The following is an 18298-nucleotide window of genomic DNA, read 5'->3' on the forward strand; positions in this document are numbered from 1 at the left end:
TATGGCGCGCATTTTAGTCATAGACGATGATGAAACATTCTCCTACGTGCTCAAGCGTGCCTGTAGCCGCCAAGGCCATGAGGTGATGCTCTCCCCCTCGGCGTGCGAAGCGAAAGAAGCCAGTGCCGGCATGTTCGACATTGTTTTTTTGGACATCAGCCTGCCGGACGGCAACGGCTTGTCCCTCCTTCCCCTGCTCCTAGGCAGCGAAGGGCACCCTGAAGTCATCGTGATCACGGGACACGACAACCGTGACTGGCTGGAACAGGCACTTATGGCAGGGGCATGGGACTTCATCCGCAAGGACGACTCGCTCGACACCGTTTTCGCGGCTCTGGAGCAGGCGCTCCTTTATCATCAGAACCGCTGTGGTGCCCAGCTCTCCTCTTCCGGCCAGCGGACAACGCCCTTGAAGCGAAACAGGCTTGTCGGATCGGGTGCGGCCATCGGCCGTTGCCTGGAATCCGTGAGCCAGTGTGCCGACAGCGATGTCTGCGTTTTGCTCAGCGGGGAAACGGGGACGGGCAAGGAGGTTTTCGCGCGAACCATCCACGAAAACAGCGGCCGCCAAAACGGTCCCTTCATCGTCGTGGACTGTGCGGCCCTTCCCGAGAACCTTGCCGAAAGCCTGTTGTTCGGGCATGTGCGCGGCGCCTTCACCGGTGCGATTACACGTGAAAACGGCCTGATCCCCGAAGCAGACGGCGGGACGCTGTTCCTTGATGAAGTGGGGGAGCTTCCCCTTTCGCTGCAAAAGGTCTTTCTGCGCGTACTTCAGGAAAAGCGCGTCCGCCCCGTGGGCTCCACGCAAGAAACCCCCTGCAATTTCCGCCTGATCGCAGCGACCAACAGAAATCTCGAACACATGGTGGAGGAAGAATCCTTCAGGCGGGACCTTTTCTACCGCCTTCAGACCGTCCACATTCCGTTGCCGCCCCTGCGTGAACGCCAGGAGGACATCCTGCCTCTGGCGCACCATTTTTGCGCCCACTTCTCCGAACTCTACGCCCTCCCCGCAAAGCAGCTTGCCACGGGGACGGCTACGGCGTTGCAGTTGTACGGCTGGCCGGGCAACGTGCGGGAACTGTGCGGAGCCATGGAGCGTTCGGTCCTCACCGCGGGGCGGGCTTCCGTCATTTTTCCCCAACACCTGCCCACAGGCATCCGCATCCATGCCGCAACGCAGCGCCTGGCCGCGCTTTCCGTTCCAAAGGAAGAAAAGGGCTCCTCCGTTTCCGAAAGCGGCCTCCCCTCCTATGCCGAGTTCCGCGAACAGGTATGGCAAAAGGAAGAAGGGCGCTATCTGGCCCGGATACTCGATCAGACAGGGGGAAACATTTCGGAGGCGTGCGAGGTGACCGGGCTTTCACGTTCACGGCTCTACGCCTTGCTCAAACGCCACGGCCTCACGCGCTGATGTCCTGAAAAACAGGATTTCGGAGGTCCCGCCGTCTTCTTATCCGGGATTTCCGCATTCGCTCCGGTCGAGAAGAGACGGTAACATACTGCTATCATAAAGGGGATCTTTGGAATCCTTCTTGCTTTGCGCATGGCAAAAACCGGGCGTCATACCCCGGCAAGGAGGAAATGATGAACAGATCCCAAAAGTTTCTCGGTATCACGCTGATGGCCTCGCTGCTTTGCGGTTTCGCACCCATGCAAAGCGAGGCCAAAGAGTACAAAATCGGAGGGATGTACACTTACGACTATCACGACGGGCGCCATGCGGACTGGGGAGAGTACGAGCTCCACGCCGCCAAGATGGCGATTGAGGACATCAACGCCTCCGGTATGCTCGGCGGAAACACGCTCAACATGCCGCCCGAGCTTGTCATCGATTACCATTGCTGGCCGGAAGGCGCAGCCGAAAAAGCCCGGTCACTCCTGAAACAAAATGTCGTCGCCCTTACCGGCGTGGATTGCAGCGGCCCCGCCGTCCTCATCGCCAAGGAGGCCGAAAAATTCAAGACTCCCGTGGTGTCCGTCGGCGCCAACGCCGCAAGCCTGAGCTCCCCCGCCGAATTCCCCTACTACTACCGCAACGTGACTCCGAGCACCAAATATGAAGGCTACCTCCTTGAAGTGGCCAAGCATTATGACATCAAGGAAATCGCCCTGTTCCACACCACTGACGCATGGGGTTCCGGCGCTGCGGCGGTTATCCTGAACGAAGCCGCCAAGCTCGGCATTGAGGTGAAGGCATCCTACGGCTATTCGCGGAATACGCCTATCGAGGAAGTCCAAAAGAGGATGGCTGCGGTCAAGGAGTTGGGGATCAAAAGTATTTTTATCACCATGCCCACGCCTGATACAGTCATTGCCTTCCGCACGCTGACCAACCTCGGCATGAACCAGCCCGGCTACAGCCTCTTCGCCGCCGAGATGACCTCAGCCGACGAAAAGCCCGATGCCATCAACGGTGCCTTCGGCTATCTTGCGCCCATGACCAAGCTCGTGCCCAGCAAGGCACTCGACGAATTCGCCGCCCGGTTTTCAAAAAAAATCGGCAAGAAGGTGGACATGAATTCCAAGGCGTTCTTCTACGGCGTGCTTTCCTATGATCATATGATGGCCCTCGGCCTCGCCATGAAAAACGTTCAAGATCAAAAGCTGGAAATGAATGGCGACACCCTTATGGCAAGCCTGCGCGCCTTGTCATTCGATGGCCTTTCCGGACGCCAGAATCTGGCCCCGGGTACAAACGACCGCGAGATCATGGCCGTGGAAATCATGAATTGCCAAGGCTACAAGGAAGACGGCAAAACCGTCCGCTTCGTTCCCGTGGGATTCGTTGATTCCGTTACCGGCAAGCTCACCATCGAAGAGGACAAAATCCTCTGGCCCGGCAAGACCAGTACTCCGCCCAATCGCTGATCAGACGCAATAGATTCTTGCAGAACAGCCGCCCGCAATACCGCAGGCGGCTGTTCTGGGAAATATGCTCCTCTCAACCACTTTCCGCTGCTCTAGAAAGAGCGCTCCCCAAAGAGCCTTCCAGAAGGCACGCCCGGCCTCCCTTCTCCCCTGCCGCATTCGCGAATGTTTCCCGTACGGGACCGGAAAAAAGGCGGCAGGCTTACCGACCTTTCAAATAACGTGGGGGTAAAAACGAAATGAGGCGGAAAATCAGAATAACTCCACCTTCTCATAGAGAAAAGAAACCTCACCTCTCCCCACGTGGGGCCTTTTCATCACACAACGCAGGGAAAACGGGGGCGGCATTACCCTAGAAGCCTGATGGCCATGCGTCATTTGTTAGGAATCAATTTCTATATAATAATCATCTATCATAATATAATTATAGTTATATTTTTTACACATCTCCATATAGTACGCATTTTCTTTACGCATTGTTCTTATTGTACAATACGAATCACCAAGATGCTTCTCAATTATACTGGCATATTTTTATATCTGAATCTCATAAAACTATCCCATTTTAATGGTAGATGGACCTCAAGGTAGTGTAAAAACATCTTCTTTAACTTTTCTTGCGAGAACAGTTGATCCACGAGAACATCCCCTCATTGGAATTTCAATAACTTCGCTATATTTATACGTTTATGCACAAAAACACCATCTTAGCTTTTGACAATGTCTCGGATATTTCACAAAGTATGTATGATGAACTCTGCAAGCTAGCGTCTTCTTGGAGCATCACAACTTATACTTGGTAAAAATAAATGGGAAGGTACTATAACTACCTTGTTGGAATAACTTGAAGAGGAATTTCCTAGTGAAGCACGCCGTAAAGACTGGCCCAAGACACCACAAACTGCTGGAAGTCAAGTCAAGAGACTTAAAAGTTCTTTGGAGCAGTATGATATCTCTTATCGGAGCCTTCGCAAAAAGAGTTGCCGCCTAGTAATATTGGAAAAAAGCATACGGACTAAGAGCATGGTTGCGCATAGCGCAATAACGCCATGAAATGGCGTTATAAACGTCAGTTTATCATGCCAAGGGGGGAGGGACCTGCAGAAACAACATATCGTAACATATTTTGTATTTTATAAAAAATAACGAGTGAAAAGTTTTTTATCTTTTTAATCAAGAAGAAAAATATAATTAATACTATGTAGATAGAGAGAAAAAAGAAAGAGGAGATTGCTTATCGCGTTGCCACTAAACTCTTGGGTGCAGTAAAAATCGTATTCTATCTTGATATTACAATAAATTTCATAATGTTATAATAAGAATCCATTCTTGATGTATATTACTAAACTCCTTTTTTCCGTGGCTAACCTCCCTTGGATGTGCTATGCGTTGGGAAAGTCCATCTTAAAAACATAGCAATCAACTATGGATTAAGCTAGGAAAAAGGGAGTTTCCTGTGAGAACATCGACTCTTATGCTTTTAACTTGGTTAAAAACAATGGAAAATAAGGAGTTAAAAGCAATTATTCAGGCTGTAACGGATGAACAAAAAATAAGAAAGGGGGAATCCCATAGGAGGGAAGCTCTTTTTAAGGAAAAAGCCCTGTTAAAGGATGGAAAAAAGCTCTTTTTAAAGCAGTCACAGCTTGTTGATAAATGGTTAGAACAGTATTCCGTTAATGCAGAAAATCCCCTTGAAGACGAAAAACGACTTGATGAATTAGCCAATGAATGGAATATATGGGTAAATAGCTTTAAAGATCTAATAGGTAATGGAATTACTGAAACTTGCTACACAGACGGCCAGACAGAAAAAGACGTTTTAGAGCACGTTCAAGGTTGTTTGCTTGGAATGGTGGCTGGGGCTTGGCTGAACGCTATCACGAGGGAGTATTCTCCTAGTGAAAAGGCTTTTTCCAGCCTTGTTTGGAATATTCCTTTCACGTGGGCGCCTGATGATGGCATCGAACTGGCCTTGGCGTTGGCTAACTCTTTAATTAAAGAAAAAATGTTTAAGCCAGAAGCCGTTTACTACGCCTACCTTACGTGGATGCTCTCAAGACCATTTAAGGAAAACAGGCCGATTCTTGCCGGAATAGGCGAAAAGACCAGCACGTTGCTCAGGACAGCCGTTTTAGCCTGTTTTGGGAGGAACTGCGAGTTAACGCAAGTAATACATTGGTGTGCCCTTAACGTTAAGATAACCCATCCCGACCCCGTATGCGTTTTTACCAACGAGATTTACGCAGTTGCCGTGTTTTTTGCTTTGAAATCAGGGAACCCTGAAGAACTCTATGAAAAAACAATAGAATGGGGTTTTAAGTCCGAAAACCAGGAAAAAACTGTATTGGAAGCCCTTCTTAGGGCGTCAACCAGCCCCCCAAATGTCCCCTCTCAAGGAGCTATTTGTTCTCTGCAAAATGCTTTTTACCAATTATTACATGCTAAAACCCTAACAGAAGGTATCCTTTCCCGTGTAGAAGACACTTTTCCTGTGGATAGGGCCATTTGTGGAGCCTTGCTGGGAGCAACGTATGGAGAAAAGGCTTTTCCAGAAGAGTGGAAAAAGGTCTTACAGTCTTCCCCATTAGGGGAAAAACGCCCTCCTGACTACCAGCCGCACAATATATTTCTGATAGCTGAAAAACTCATAGTATCTTGTATTTAATAATAAAATAATAACAGAAAAATTGGAGCGAATACGATTAGCCTTATCGAAACAAACGCGCTGCAACAGCATACCTCGTTTGAGCATTGGTACGAATGAATATCTCAAAGGCGAATAACCTTAAACAAACAGGCCTTGCAATTTTCCCGTCTCACATGGGCATTGCAAGGCCTGTTATGATATAGATGGTCCTGACGGCACATTCCGTCTATTCATGTATTCCTTTTGATAAAAAGTCCTTTTCCTATGGACTAGAACTTATACATGAAGGATGCCGTCACCCCTTGTCCCGTCTGATGCTCTGATGCCTGCACGTTATAACCAAGGCCAAACGAAACATTATCCTTTTGCAGTTCCACGCCGAACACCCCGTCAAAAGCCGTCGTATCCATGACGCGACGCTTCATGGAGTCGGAGGCATTAACCCCCGGGGTGCGCACGTCAATCTTGGTTTTGGTGTCACCCGCGGCTGGCACTACGGAAAGATCGGCCTGCGGCTTGATCTTCCATCCGGATTCCGTCTCGAAGGACTTGCTCAGGTTCACGCCCACGGGGAACTGCCAGACGTGCTGGAGATCACCGTCGGTACGGAACAGGTCGCCGCCCTGATCGAGCTTCGTGAAGAACGAATCCGTCTTCACTGCCATGTAACGGACGCCGACATGGGGCATCACGTCGAGCACGTCGGTCTTGACCATATACTCAGCCTTGACCCCGGCGGTAATCACGTCGGAATCCACATCCGCCTTGATCTTTCCGCCCATGCCGAGGGAGGACGGGATGTCCTGCTTCAGTTCGTTCTTGGAAGCGGAATAGCCGAGGTCGGCAACCACGTTGATGTTGTCCATGTTCCAACCGCCGTAGACGGATACGCCCCAGAAATCGAAGTCGTTCTTGGTGCTATTGAAGTCGCCGCGCGACTTGGTGTCGCCCGCGCCCACGTTGAGGGCGAGACCGACCCGCCCCTTGCCCGCGCCCGCGTCGAACGTCCAGTCCCCACCGATTACGCCGCCCGCAAAGTCAGTATCATATCCGGCATCAAGCCCGCCTGCGCTGAAATCACGTGTACGGTTTGCCCCATAAATGGCGTTGGCCCACAAATCGAAACCATCTTCATGCAGATTCGTTCCTTTCTGTGCCACACTACCGGCAAGGGACAAATGCTCCTGAAGAGCCCGCGCCGGGGCCTGAGCCACGGCAATCGCCGAAGCCTGTACACCGCCCGCGTAGGCAAGTTGCGCCGCACTGTCAGCGGTAACCCGCACTTGCCTGTCAGAGAGTTCAGAGTCCATCAAACCGGACAAGAAGCGGACTCCAGCGGCATCGGGGTTGTTCACGTTACCAGAGGCAATCCCAGCCAACGTATTGGGTATGGCGTACTGGGAAAATTCATCGGGCCTCTTGGCTTCCGTTTTCACGACAAACTTGCCGCCGTCCGTATTCACAGCAGCGTTGAAAAGTCTACTGACGATAAGATCGTCCCCTTGCCAGCCTTCGATTTTATCGTTCACGAAGCCGGAAGTAGCGGTATATTCCTGACTTCCCTTTACATCCATGATATGCAACTTCGCTCCGCCATCGACGGAAAGCCTGCTTGTCCCGTCCCCCTGCAACGCTCCTTCGCCATCGGCAGCGGCGGCATTCACGACGAGCAGGGATTGCCCCGCAAAAGTTGCCGTATTCTCGGTGACGGATGGGGCGGCAGCCAGTGAGCCATCCACAAGAAGCGCCCCGCTAGCGGAGAGTCTCTGTGAGGACTTGATTGCCAAAGCAGCCGTGACGGAGTCCTTGCCCCACGTCAGATCGGCATTATCAAGGGCGTCCTGAACGGCTTTCTGAGCCCACGCGCTGTCTTTGTCGCCAAGAACAAGCAAAGAATTCCGGCCAACGGCAAATCTACCGTCTACAGCTCCATTGGCAAACGACTCGAAAACGCCTATCGAAGCATCGGAGACCAGATTCCCACCGTCCTTCCACGCTGGATCAAGAAACACATTCGCCCCATTCAGAGAGGCCTTGCCGACTGTCAGTCCGCCAGCGTTTTGCGCAGTGCCGATAGTGATGGCTGAGGAAGAGGTTCCTTCCATAGTGGATATGGAAAACATTCCGGACCGCACAGTTACCGTGCTCTCGTCCGCAATGGAAAGCGTACCATCCAAAGAACCGCCGCTGGTCAATCCTGCATCGCCAAGATTCAACGTTCCCGCGCCGTTGTCCTTGCTTCCTACAAGCAGCTTCACATTCCCGGAGTCGGACGTAATCAGCTTTTCTCCGTCGCCACGGATTGTTATGGCCTGCCCACCGTTGATCATGATTGTATCGCCGCCCACCAAATCAATCTTGCCTAAGCTGACTGAAGTTGAAGGCACTTCTTCCGCATTGCCGACGTCTTCCCCCTTCCCCTGGCTGCCGAAAACAAGGTTGCCGGATTTTAACGTGCCGAGCATTGCGAGGCGTGTATGTCCATCCGCCTCCGCTATCACTTTTTCAGCGTCAACCACATACTTCATATTGTATGAGGCGTCCTGAAGGGCCAACGTCCCGCCCGTCAAGGCCAAACCTGTTATAATGCCATTTGTTGCGGCAGCCTCGCCAGCATCTCCGAGCCCTTGCTTGAATGCCTGAGCGGACATGGTCTGCAACGTGCCGTCGGCCAGAGTCAACTTACCGGTTTCAAGCTGAATGGAAGGGGCAATGAGCGTACCCTTCCCATTTAAGGTAAGGGACGTTCCCACATTGGCATCAGTAAAGCCCCCTATAACGCTTGTCGTTCCCTCAGCCTTCAAGAAATCGAAACCGCCAAACTTCGTTCCGTCCAGACGGGTGACTTTCGAAGTCAAGGACAGGTTACTGGTTTCCGCATTGCCGCCCAGCAGCTTGCCGCCGACATTCAATGAGTCGGTATCCACGGTGATCGTGCCGGTCTTGACGGTAGCCGCATCATTGGTCGCACCGGTCGTATCCCCGGCACCTCCGCCCGCATAAACGTTCCCGCCGATCTCGCCACCTGAAAGGATCACATCAGCGGTACCGGTGGAAGAGTTTTTCTTGCCGCCCGCGTACACATCCCCTTGGATCAGGCCGCCTTCCACCCTGACTGTCGTATTATCGACATTAAAAGTTACGCCGCTATCGTCGATATCGCCCTTGTCGCCGTTCCCGCCGCCGTAGACGATGCCTCCCCCGTTTTCACCTCTCAGGATACGCACCCCATCCTTGAGGAGAACGGTCGAGGAATGTACTGTGCCCGCCGCTCCCTGACCGTCCCCGTCGCCTCCGCCGAAGACACTGCCCGAGACCTCTCCGCCGGAAAGGGTCAGATGAGCCGTTCCAACAGATGTTCCTTTGCCATTGCCGCCGGCATAAATATCACTCAGCAGTTTTCCGCCGCTGACAAGCGTAGTTGCCGTACCAACTTTGGAAACGGCTTCCCAAGCGTCGCCACCTCCGTATACAGCCCCTTCAATCCGGCCACCCGCTATAGTGAGGCTGGCCGTGCCCACTTCACTGAAGCTCGTTTCGGCAAGCCGCCCTTCCGCACGCCCGCCGCCGTATACGTCGCCCTTAATGGAGGCATCTCCAGAAATGATCACATGTGTCGCATTTATCTTTTCCGAGGCTCCGTCTACGACGCGTCCGCCGCCATAAATATTCCCAGACTCGTCATCCTCTCCGAACGTTCCCCCGGAAATAGTGATACTGGTTTCCTCAAAAACAGCTTTATTGCCTTCGCCGCCGGTATTGCCGCCGCCGTAGACATCACCGTTCACCCTGCTCGAACCGGAGAACACGATGTTCGCCTTGCCGATGGTCGTCGTGTACGGATCAGGCGCATCAGCATCCTTATCCGAATCTCCGCCGCCATAGAGATGATCAACTTCGCTGTCGATAATATTGATATTGACGGAACCGACGGAACTGCCTCCCCATCCCCCTCCATAGACGCGATCTACCGTTGCGTCTTTAATCGTGATCGTGGATTGTTCGGCAAAAGTGCCTGCGCCGTCCCCACCGCCATAAACCCATGCGTCACCGTTCGTTTCTCCCAGATCGACACCGCTTATGTTGATCTCCACATTCTTGACGGCAACCTTCGAGCCCGGGGAAAGGTTGTCGCTGACTCCCGCACCGTAAATTTCCACACGTCCGGGATTTCCATTCGCGGATGGATCGAATATGCCCCCAGTAATATTCATCACGACATTGCGCACGGAAGCCGTCCCACCGTCAAAGGCACCGCCCGCACCCCGGATATAAATGCGGCCATGGTCGGCCTGAACATCCTTCTCCATCGGCTTAAAAGTGCCGCCCGTGATATTGATGGTCGCAGTACCCGTCACTGAGGCATCAGCTCCACCCCCGGCGGCGAGGCCACCGCCAAAAATTTCTCCGTTCAGCATCCCGCCGGTGAACGTAAGTGATGTATCGCCGTTTATCACAGCGGAATTCCCTTCCGCCGCACTACCCCCAATGACACGCCCATTGATAACGCCCTTGTCCACAACAACCGGCTTGCCGTCCCCGGCAATCGCCGCCGCTGTATTCTCATTCGCTGTCGCACTCACGGCACTCCCCGCTACCAGCAACCCCACTACGGCAAGCGAACCGAACATATTCATCAGATAGCATTTCTTCAGCACTGCGCGGTACCTGTTCATCAGGTTCCCTACGGCTCCTTTTGACAATGTCATACCCAAGCTCTCCTTTTCTATGGCGCATCGTCGGCATACGGATTTTCGCGGCTCCCAACCCAATGTGAACGTAGTGGTTGAATGCGCCCTATGCCGGACAGGTGTCGCCCTGTTAAGGGCTTCAGGATAGGCCGTTTTAGTTAAAACATCAATACATATGACGTATAACCTTATTTTATGATTCCTCCACCTCTCGTATCCTGTTGTATTAAAAAACAGGAGAACCAATGTGGCAGACCAAGAAAAACATCAGCTGGAAAAAGTGGTAGGGCAAACCATTGCCAAACGCAGACAGAGTCTCGGTATCTCCCAGTTTGAACTAGCGGAACGTTTGAATATCGCTCCCGCCTCTCTCTCCCGAATCGAAAACGGCCTTGCCGCTCCCCGCTTTTCCCGGCTTGAAGAGATAGCTGAGATACTCGATTGCCCCGTCTCTGTCCTTTTCCGAATGAACGACGAGACGCTGAAGAACACTTCAGATACAATTGCAGAACTCGTAGGCTCACTTCCACCAGAAAAACAAAAAATCGTGCTTGATATGGTGTCCCATCTCGTTTTTGCGCTAAAGCAGTGAGTTCTCATCTCTTTCAAGGATTGCTGGCTGCAATGCTTCAGAAAATCTTAAAATGACTATGAAATGGAAAGACATCGCCACCAAAAGGTATAGTTGAAGAATCCAATATTATCGAAAACACTGTTAACTATAGATCTGAAAATCCTATTTAAGAGTATAAAAAAGAGAGTACGCATGGAATTTATTCTTCATAGCGTTACTCTCTTTATAAAATAAACGAAATAGTATGAATTTTGAGAGATACTTTCTTATCAATTCTCAGCGTTGTCTATCACGGCAATAATGGCAACCTCAATTCCTTCAAGAGGTATATGCTGCCACTTTGCGGTTTCAGGAGCTTTCTGTTGCCAACAATCCGGATCTTGTGGCTGCAAGCTCAATCCTTTCCTTCGATATGGATGCGCCAAGCTCCTGTAAAGGAGTCAAATGTATAGGTGGAAAGGAAGATAAGGGTAATAGGGAGGACGAAAAGGCTTGGCAGAGGGAACACCCCAAAGCGGAACAGTTGGACAAAATTGCTTTTGATTGCGTTTCCCGTGTTACCCCGGTGTTCCCCATAACCAGAAAAGGCCTTACAACTTTCGTTGTAAGGCCTTGAGCTTTCTGGCTCCCCGGGACGGACTTGAACCGCCAACCTAGTGATTAACAGTCACCCGCTCTGCCGATTGAGCCACCGGGGAATGAGGCACTCGTTGGTGCGAAAAGAGGTCTATCGAAATGCCCTCCTTCCGTCAAGCGTTTTCTCCGTTTTTTCTGAAAAAACTTTTTGACCCGCGGCACGTCCTTGACTGTACAGCACAATTGGACTACGGCTTTGCGGATACAAACTGTGCGATCAGGTCCACAGGGCGCCACGGCCGGAGGGGGGGTCCCGCCGCCGCGGGCGGGAGGGCAACGCGAGAACGGAGAAACGGTCCCGCTGTCTCTAACCCGTTGGAACATTGCACGGCTTTCTTGTAGCATCGGTCACGCGCCGCAGCAGGAAGCCTGTCCGCCAAAGCCCCGTTCTCGCCGCCGGATACGACCGCGTTTCTTGCCGTCCGGAAACGCGGAAAATTGTCACCGGTCGCCAATCGCTATTTTAATTGATGGAGAGATTCCCTTGAGCAGCCCGGAAACTACGCACCACAAGCCCGTCAAGCTTGCTACCAAATCAGCCCACGCATCCTATTTCATGCCCATGCTTCAAAGCCTCGCCGATAAAGACGAGCTCAACGAAGTCGTCAAAAACTGCGTGGTCAAATCCTGCGAACTCATGGATGCCGGGGTCCCTCTTCATCTCAATGGATTCGTGAAGACGCATGACGCCGGAGCCATCCGAGCCGAATACGAAGCCTGTTCCGCCACCGAACTCGAAGAACTGAACGAGTCGTTCACCTGTGCCGGACGCATCATCTCCCACCGTTCCTTCGGCAAGGTCGCGTTTTTCCATCTTATGGATCGCAGCGGCCGTATCCAGTGCTATGCGTCCAAAGACCTCATGGGTGAGGAAGCCTACAAAAATTTCAAGAAGTTCGACATCGGCGACATCGTGGGCGTGCACGGGAAGCTTTTCCGCACCAAGACCGACGAGCTGACCCTCGCCTGTGATCAGGTCACCCTGCTCACCAAGTCGTTCCGGTCCCTGCCCGAAAAGCACAAGGGCCTCACCAACGTCGAAATCCGTTACCGCCAGCGGTATGTGGACCTCATCACCAATCCGAAGGTCCGCGACATTTTCCGCAAGCGCAGCAAAATCATCCGTACCTTCCGCGCCTTCCTTGAGGAACGCGGCTTTGTGGAAGTGGAAACCCCCATGCTCCACCCCGTGGCGGGCGGCGCGGCGGCGCGTCCGTTCATCACCCACCATAATGCGCTGGACATGGAACTGTACATGCGCATCGCGCCCGAACTGTACCTCAAGCGCCTCCTCGTGGGCGGTTTTGAAAAAGTTTTCGAGCTGAACCGCAACTTCCGCAATGAAGGCATCTCCATCCGTCACAACCCCGAATTCACCATGTGCGAATTCTACTGGGCCTATGCGACGTTTTATGATCTGATGGACCTGACCGAGGAACTGTTCTCCACCATTGCCACGGAAGTCTGCGGCAGCCCGATCATCACCTATCAGGGTACGGAACTCGACCTGACCCCGGGCAAGTGGCAGCGCCTCACCTTCCACGAATCGCTGGAAAAGATCGGCGGGCACTCCCCAGAATTCTACAACGACTTCGACAAGGTACTCGCCTACGTCCGCGAACGCGGGGAAAAGATCCTCAAGACGGACAAGCTCGGCAAGCTGCAGGCCAAGCTTTTTGACCTCGACGTCGAGCCCAAGCTCGTCGCCCCCACGTTCATCTACCACTACCCCACGGAGATCTCTCCGCTGGCGCGCCGCAACAAGGATAACCCGGACATTACGGACCGTTTCGAGCTCTTCATCATGGGCCGCGAATACGGCAACGCGTTCTCGGAACTCAACGATCCCATCGACCAGCGTATGCGTTTTGAACAGCAGGTCCGCGAGAAGGCGGCCGGCGACGACGAAGCCTGCGCGATGGACGAAGATTACCTGCGCGCGCTGGAATACGGTATGCCCCCGGCCGCGGGCGAAGGTATCGGCATCGACCGGCTGGTCATGCTCCTGACCGACTCCCCGTCCATTCGTGAAGTGATCTTCTTCCCGCTGTTGAAGCAGGAATCCTAAACTCTATGCGTTTTGAACTCTTCGTAGCTTTGCGCTACCTCTTTGCTCGGCGCAAGCAGGCCTTTATTTATATCATTTCAGCCATGTCCGTGCTTGGCGTGGCCATAGGCGTCGCCGCGCTGGTCGTGGTTCTCGGCGTCTACAACGGGTTCACGACGGACATCCGGGATAAAATCCTCGGCGCGAACGCGCACATCATCGTTTCCGGTCCGCTGGCGGCGCTCACCGCGCCGCCTTCGGATGCGGACTTCGAAAAAATGCGCGGCGGCGAAGCCCCCGAACTCTCCGGCATGGCGGCTGTGCTCCGGCGCATCAACGCCACTCCCGGCGTCGTCGGCTCCACCCCCTTCCTCTACGCGGAAGGCATGTTGTCCTCCCCGAGAGGCGTCAAAGGCGTCGTCCTGCGGGGTATCGACCCCAAGACCGCGCCGGACGTCCTGACCATGCTGGACAACCTGAGCAGCGGCAGCGTCGCGGACCTGAACGCTTCCGTGGAGGGAGCGCCGCCCGGCGTGCTCATCGGCAAGGAACTGGCGCAGCGCCTCGGCCTGGTCGTGGGCAGCCGCGTCAACCTCCTTTCGCCTTCCGGACAAAAGACCACCGCCGGTTTCCAGCCCCGCATCCGTCCCTACAAGGTTGCGGGCATTTTCCAGACCGGCATGTTCGAATACGACTCGTCGCTCGGGTTCATCTCCCTTGCGGCGGCGCGCGATCTGCTGGGCCTGCCTTCCGATCAGATTTCCGGCATCGAAGTCACCGTCAAGGACGTATACAAGGCCGATACCGTGGCCGCCGCCCTCCAAAAGGAGCTCGGCCCTCTGGCTTCCGTCCGGACATGGATGGACATGAACGCCAATCTCTTCGCCGCGTTGAAGCTTGAAAAAATCGGCATGTTCATCCTGCTGGCGATGGTCGTCCTCATCGGCTCCTTCTCCATCGTCACCACGCTGGTCATGCTGGTCATGGAAAAGACGCACGACATCGCCATCCTGATGTCCATGGGCGCGACCAAGGGGATGATCCGCCGGATCTTCATGCTTCAGGGCACGATCATCGGCGTGGTGGGCACCTTGCTCGGTTATGTGCTCGGCATAGGGCTGGCGCTCCTCCTCCAACGATACCAATTCATCAAACTTCCACCGGGGGTTTATACGCTGGATCACCTGCCCATCCTGCTCAATTGGGTTGATATCGTCGTGGTCGGCGTGTCCGCCATGACCTTGTGTTTCCTTGCCACGATCTACCCGGCGCGGCAGGCTTCGAGCCTTGAACCCGCCGAAGCCCTGCGGTTCGAATGATGGAACAGACAGCGTACGCGACCGCGCCCCCGGTGCTCTACGAGCTTTCCGGCGTCGAGAAGTCCTGCGAGGGACCTGCGGAGCGCATCACCATTCTGAAAAATATGGACCTGACCGTCCGCGCTGGCGAATCCCTCGCCATCGTCGGAGCGTCGGGATCGGGCAAATCCACCCTCCTCCACCTGCTCGGCGCGCTGGACACGCCGACCGCGGGCAAGGTATTGTTCGAGGGCAAAAGCCTGCCGGACATGACGCCCGTGGAAAAAGCCCATTTCCGCAACAAAAAGCTTGGGTTCGTCTTCCAGTTCCACCACCTGCTGCCCGAGTTTTCCACCGAGGAAAATGTGGCCATGCAGGCGCTCATCGCCGGGATGAACCGGTCGAAGGCGCTGGGGCTGGCACGGCAGGCCCTCGAACGCGTCGGGCTTTCCGACAGGAAGGATCACAGGGTAACCACCCTTTCCGGCGGCGAGCGTCAGCGCGCCGCCATTGCGCGGGCCATCCTGCTGGAGCCCCGCGTGCTGCTGGCCGACGAGCCGACCGGCAACTTGGACCAGCGGACCGGCGATTCCGTCGCCGAATTGCTTCTGGAACTGAACCGCACACTCGGCATGACCCTCGTCATTGTCACCCATAACCGTGAAATGGCGGGAACCCTCGGGCGCTGCCTCGAATTACGATCTGGAGAACTGTATGAAGAGATGCGTACTCGCGCTGCTGGCGCTGGCGCTGTGTAACCTGTTGTTCCACGGTACGGCTCAGGCGGCGCCCAAACAGGCGGCCTCGGATGCTGTCCGTGTGGCTGTGCTCCCCTTCCAGATCAATGGAGGGGCGGATCTCAACTACCTGAACGACGAGCTGCCCAAGCTGTTTGAGCAGCGGCTGGCCCAAAAGGGATTCAAGGTCATTCCGGCAAAGGATACGTTGCGCCTGCTCAAGAACCAGCAGATCAGCCAGCTCAATCTGGCGACCGCGCGCTCCATCGCCAGGCAGGCCGGGGCGAACTACGCCGTGTACGGCAGCTTCAGCAAGACCGGCGACGCGTTCAGCATCGACGCCCGCATGGTGGATGCCGCTGGACAGCAGGGGGCGCAGCCCTATTTCGTCCAGAAGCAGAACATGATCGAACTGCTCCCCGCCGTCGACGAGCTTGTCGACAAGATGGGCGGCGGCGCGGTCAAGGGCGACGCCATCACGGACATCCAGATCCGCGGCGTCAAGGTGCTCGACCCCGACGTGGTGCTGATGCGCCTGTCCACCCGCAAGGGGGATGTGGTTGATCCCTCCACGCTCAATGAAGAAATCAAGCGAATCTGGGATCTCGGCTACTTCAGCGACGTAAACGCCGACATCGAACAGGGCGGACAGGGCCGCGTGCTGGTGTTCACGGTCAAGGAAAAGCCCCGCATCGACGACGTGATCGTCAACGGTTCCGACGAAGTCAAAAAAGAAGACATTCTGGCGGCCATGAGCTCCAAGACGGGCTCCGTCCTCAACGACCGCCTGCTTGCCGAAGACATCCAGAAGGTCACCGAGCTGTACCGCAAGGAAGGCTTCTACCTCGCCGAAGTGAACTACCGCATTGAGCAGAAGGCCAACAGCGCCTCCGCCGTGCTGGTCTTCGACGTGAAGGAAGGCAAGAAGCTCTACATCAAGGAAATCAAGATCGAAGGGCTCCAGGGCATCGACGCCGGCGACCTCAAGAAGGAACTCGCGCTCCAAGAGCACGGCATCCTGTCATGGGTTACCGGAACGGGCGTGCTCCGCGAAGAATACCTTGAGCGCGACTCCGCCGCGATCACGGCCTACGCCATGAACCACGGCTACGTGGACATTCAGGTCGCCGCGCCGCAGGTGGACTACTCCGAAGACGGCATCACCGTCACATTCACCGTCAATGAAGGCAAACGCTACAAACTCGGCGAAATCGGCTTCAAAGGCGATCTCATCGACAGCGACGAGCGCCTGAAAGAAGTGATCAAGCTCGACGACTACAAAGATTCCAACGGGTATTTCTCCCTCACCGTCCTGCAGGACGACATCAAGGCCCTTACCGACTTCTACGGCAATTACGGCTACGCCTTCGCCGAAGTCGATGTGGATACCCCGAAGAACGATGAGGAAGGCATCATCAATGTCTTCTATGTGCCGCACAAGAAGCAGAAGGTGCATATCCGCCGCGTGGTCACACAGGGCAACACCCGTACCCGCGACAACGTCATCTTCCGTGAATTGCGCCTCGCCGACGGCGATCAGTTCGACGGCTCCAAGCTACGCCGTTCCAACGAGCGCCTGAACCGCCTCCGCTACTTTACGCAGGCCGACACCACCATCGTTCCCACGGACAAGGACGATGAGGTCGATCTCCGCGTCAACCTGAAAGAAGACCGCACCGGCGCCATCATGGGCGGTGTGGGCTACTCGACCTTCTACCAGTTCGGCGTGAGCGGCAGCATCCAGGAGCGCAACCTGTTCGGCCGCGGCTACTCGCTCGGCCTGCAGGGTTTCGTGTCCGGCAAGTCTTCGTATCTGGACCTGTCTTTCGTCAACCCGCGCATCTACGACACCGATTTCGGTTTCAGCAACAACAGCTACGCCATCTGGGAAGAATGGGATGACTTCAAGAAGAAGACCATCGGTAATACCATTCGCCTCTTCCATCCCATTGGCGAGTACACCTCGGTGTCCGTTGGCTACCGTCTCGACCGCTACACCCTGTTCGACATTCCCGACACGGCCTCCCGCGCCTACAAGGAATACGAGGGCAAAAACCTGTCGAGCGTCGTAAGCACCAGCATCACCTACGACTCCACCGACTCGCGCGAACGTCCCACGTCCGGTGTGGTGGGCCGCGTCTCTATGGAATACGGCGGCGGCGGTATCGGCGGTAACGACAACTTCTTCAAGCCTATCGGTGAATTGCAGTCGTTCCATACCCTGTTCCGCAACCCGAACCACATCTTCCATTGGCGTGGCCGCGTCGGCGGCGTGTTCGAAAACTCCGACAAGCCGGTACCCGTGTTCGACCGCTTCTTCATCGGCGGCATCGACTCCATCCGTGGTTACGACTCGGAAGACCTTGCCCCGCGCGATCCCAAGTACCATGATGAAATCGGCGGCGACCGCATGGGCTTCCTGAACTTCGAATACATCTGGACGTTCCATCCGGAAATGGGCATCGCCCTCGTGCCGTTCTTCGACATCGGCTACAACATCGACTCCAAGCAGACTTCCGATCCCTTCAGCGAACTGAAGAAGTCGGTCGGCCTCGAACTGCGCTGGCGTTCGCCCATGGGCGACCTGCGCTTCGCCTACGGCTTCCCGCTGGACAAGAACGTCAAGGGTGACCGCCCCGGCGGACGGTTCGAGTTCTCCATGGGTCAGTTCTTCTAAAAACAAGGGTGCGGGAAAGAAATACCTTTCCCGCACCCCTTCCGCTTTGCCCGCTTCTGTGCGGGCGGGCTTCTTTGACGCGGCACGGCCGCCCATCAGGACAGCTTCCCCTTC

The 18298-nt window shown here is 54.8% G+C and carries 9 protein-coding genes and 1 tRNA gene; 8 read left to right on the forward strand and 2 right to left on the reverse strand.

What is annotated here, in order from left to right:
• Position 1 precedes the first annotated feature (1 nt).
• The 3 genes from HMPREF0178_RS05565 to HMPREF0178_RS05575 all read left to right on the forward strand — a co-directional run bounded on the left by HMPREF0178_RS05565 (position 2) and on the right by HMPREF0178_RS05575 (position 5542).
• Positions 2 to 1417, forward strand: coding sequence for a sigma-54 dependent transcriptional regulator (locus HMPREF0178_RS05565; RefSeq protein WP_009379751.1), 1416 nt, complete (start codon positions 2 to 4; stop codon positions 1415 to 1417).
• A 173-nt stretch (positions 1418 to 1590) separates the two neighbouring features.
• Positions 1591 to 2874, forward strand: a complete 1284-nt coding sequence (locus HMPREF0178_RS05570) for an ABC transporter substrate-binding protein (protein ID WP_009379752.1) — start codon at positions 1591 to 1593, stop codon at positions 2872 to 2874.
• A 1456-nt stretch (positions 2875 to 4330) separates the two neighbouring features.
• The gene (locus tag HMPREF0178_RS05575; protein ID WP_009379754.1) at positions 4331 to 5542 is read left to right on the forward strand and encodes an ADP-ribosylglycohydrolase family protein; all 1212 of its coding nucleotides are present in this window, start codon (positions 4331 to 4333) and stop codon (positions 5540 to 5542) included.
• 251 nt (positions 5543 to 5793) lie between these two features.
• Here HMPREF0178_RS05575 and HMPREF0178_RS05580 read toward each other — a convergent pair whose 3' ends face one another.
• Positions 5794 to 10233 (reverse strand): autotransporter outer membrane beta-barrel domain-containing protein, encoded by a 4440-nt coding sequence (locus tag HMPREF0178_RS05580; protein ID WP_009379756.1) that lies wholly within the window; start codon positions 10231 to 10233, stop codon positions 5794 to 5796.
• 229 nt (positions 10234 to 10462) lie between these two features.
• Here HMPREF0178_RS05580 and HMPREF0178_RS05585 point away from each other — a divergent pair, with 229 nt between their 5' ends.
• Positions 10463 to 10807, forward strand: coding sequence for a helix-turn-helix domain-containing protein (locus tag HMPREF0178_RS05585; RefSeq protein ID WP_009379758.1), 345 nt, complete (start codon positions 10463 to 10465; stop codon positions 10805 to 10807).
• A gap of 604 nt (positions 10808 to 11411) precedes the next feature.
• Here the strand turns inward: HMPREF0178_RS05585 and HMPREF0178_RS05590 are convergent.
• A tRNA-Asn gene (locus HMPREF0178_RS05590) sits at positions 11412 to 11487 on the reverse strand.
• 500 nt (positions 11488 to 11987) lie between these two features.
• Between HMPREF0178_RS05590 and lysS the strand changes: the two genes are divergently transcribed.
• From lysS to bamA, 4 genes are read left to right on the forward strand one after another with little or no spacing between them, the layout of a single operon-like run.
• On the forward strand, positions 11988 to 13493 hold the full coding sequence (lysS, locus tag HMPREF0178_RS05595) for a lysine--tRNA ligase (RefSeq protein WP_085962702.1): 1506 nt from the start codon (positions 11988 to 11990) through the stop codon (positions 13491 to 13493).
• A gap of 5 nt (positions 13494 to 13498) precedes the next feature.
• Positions 13499 to 14791, forward strand: a complete 1293-nt coding sequence (locus HMPREF0178_RS05600) for a lipoprotein-releasing ABC transporter permease subunit (protein ID WP_005028880.1) — start codon at positions 13499 to 13501, stop codon at positions 14789 to 14791.
• Complete coding sequence (locus HMPREF0178_RS05605; RefSeq protein ID WP_005028879.1) at positions 14788 to 15528, forward strand: ABC transporter ATP-binding protein; 741 nt, start codon at positions 14788 to 14790, stop codon at positions 15526 to 15528. Before HMPREF0178_RS05600 ends, HMPREF0178_RS05605 begins: the two co-directional genes overlap by 4 nt.
• Positions 15485 to 18184, forward strand: coding sequence for an outer membrane protein assembly factor BamA (gene bamA, locus HMPREF0178_RS05610; RefSeq protein ID WP_009379762.1), 2700 nt, complete (start codon positions 15485 to 15487; stop codon positions 18182 to 18184). Before HMPREF0178_RS05605 ends, bamA begins: the two co-directional genes overlap by 44 nt.
• Positions 18185 to 18298 lie beyond the last annotated feature (114 nt).

This window comes from Bilophila sp. 4_1_30, from assembly GCF_000224655.1.
GTDB lineage: Bacteria > Desulfobacterota > Desulfovibrionia > Desulfovibrionales > Desulfovibrionaceae > Bilophila > Bilophila wadsworthia.

Bases quoted from the DNA above. Each gene is read 5' to 3' on its own strand.
- HMPREF0178_RS05565 (WP_009379751.1), top strand. From the start codon at position 2: ATGGCGCGCATTTTAGTCATAGACGATGATGAAACATTCTCCTACGTG.
- HMPREF0178_RS05570 (WP_009379752.1), top strand. From the start codon at position 1,591: ATGAACAGATCCCAAAAGTTTCTCGGTATCACGCTGATGGCCTCGCTG.
- HMPREF0178_RS05580 (WP_009379756.1), bottom strand. From the start codon at position 10,233: ATGACATTGTCAAAAGGAGCCGTAGGGAACCTGATGAACAGGTACCGC.
- lysS (WP_085962702.1), top strand. From the start codon at position 11,988: ATGCTTCAAAGCCTCGCCGATAAAGACGAGCTCAACGAAGTCGTCAAA.
- HMPREF0178_RS05600 (WP_005028880.1), top strand. From the start codon at position 13,499: ATGCGTTTTGAACTCTTCGTAGCTTTGCGCTACCTCTTTGCTCGGCGC.
- HMPREF0178_RS05605 (WP_005028879.1), top strand. From the start codon at position 14,788: ATGATGGAACAGACAGCGTACGCGACCGCGCCCCCGGTGCTCTACGAG.
- bamA (WP_009379762.1), top strand. From the start codon at position 15,485: ATGAAGAGATGCGTACTCGCGCTGCTGGCGCTGGCGCTGTGTAACCTG.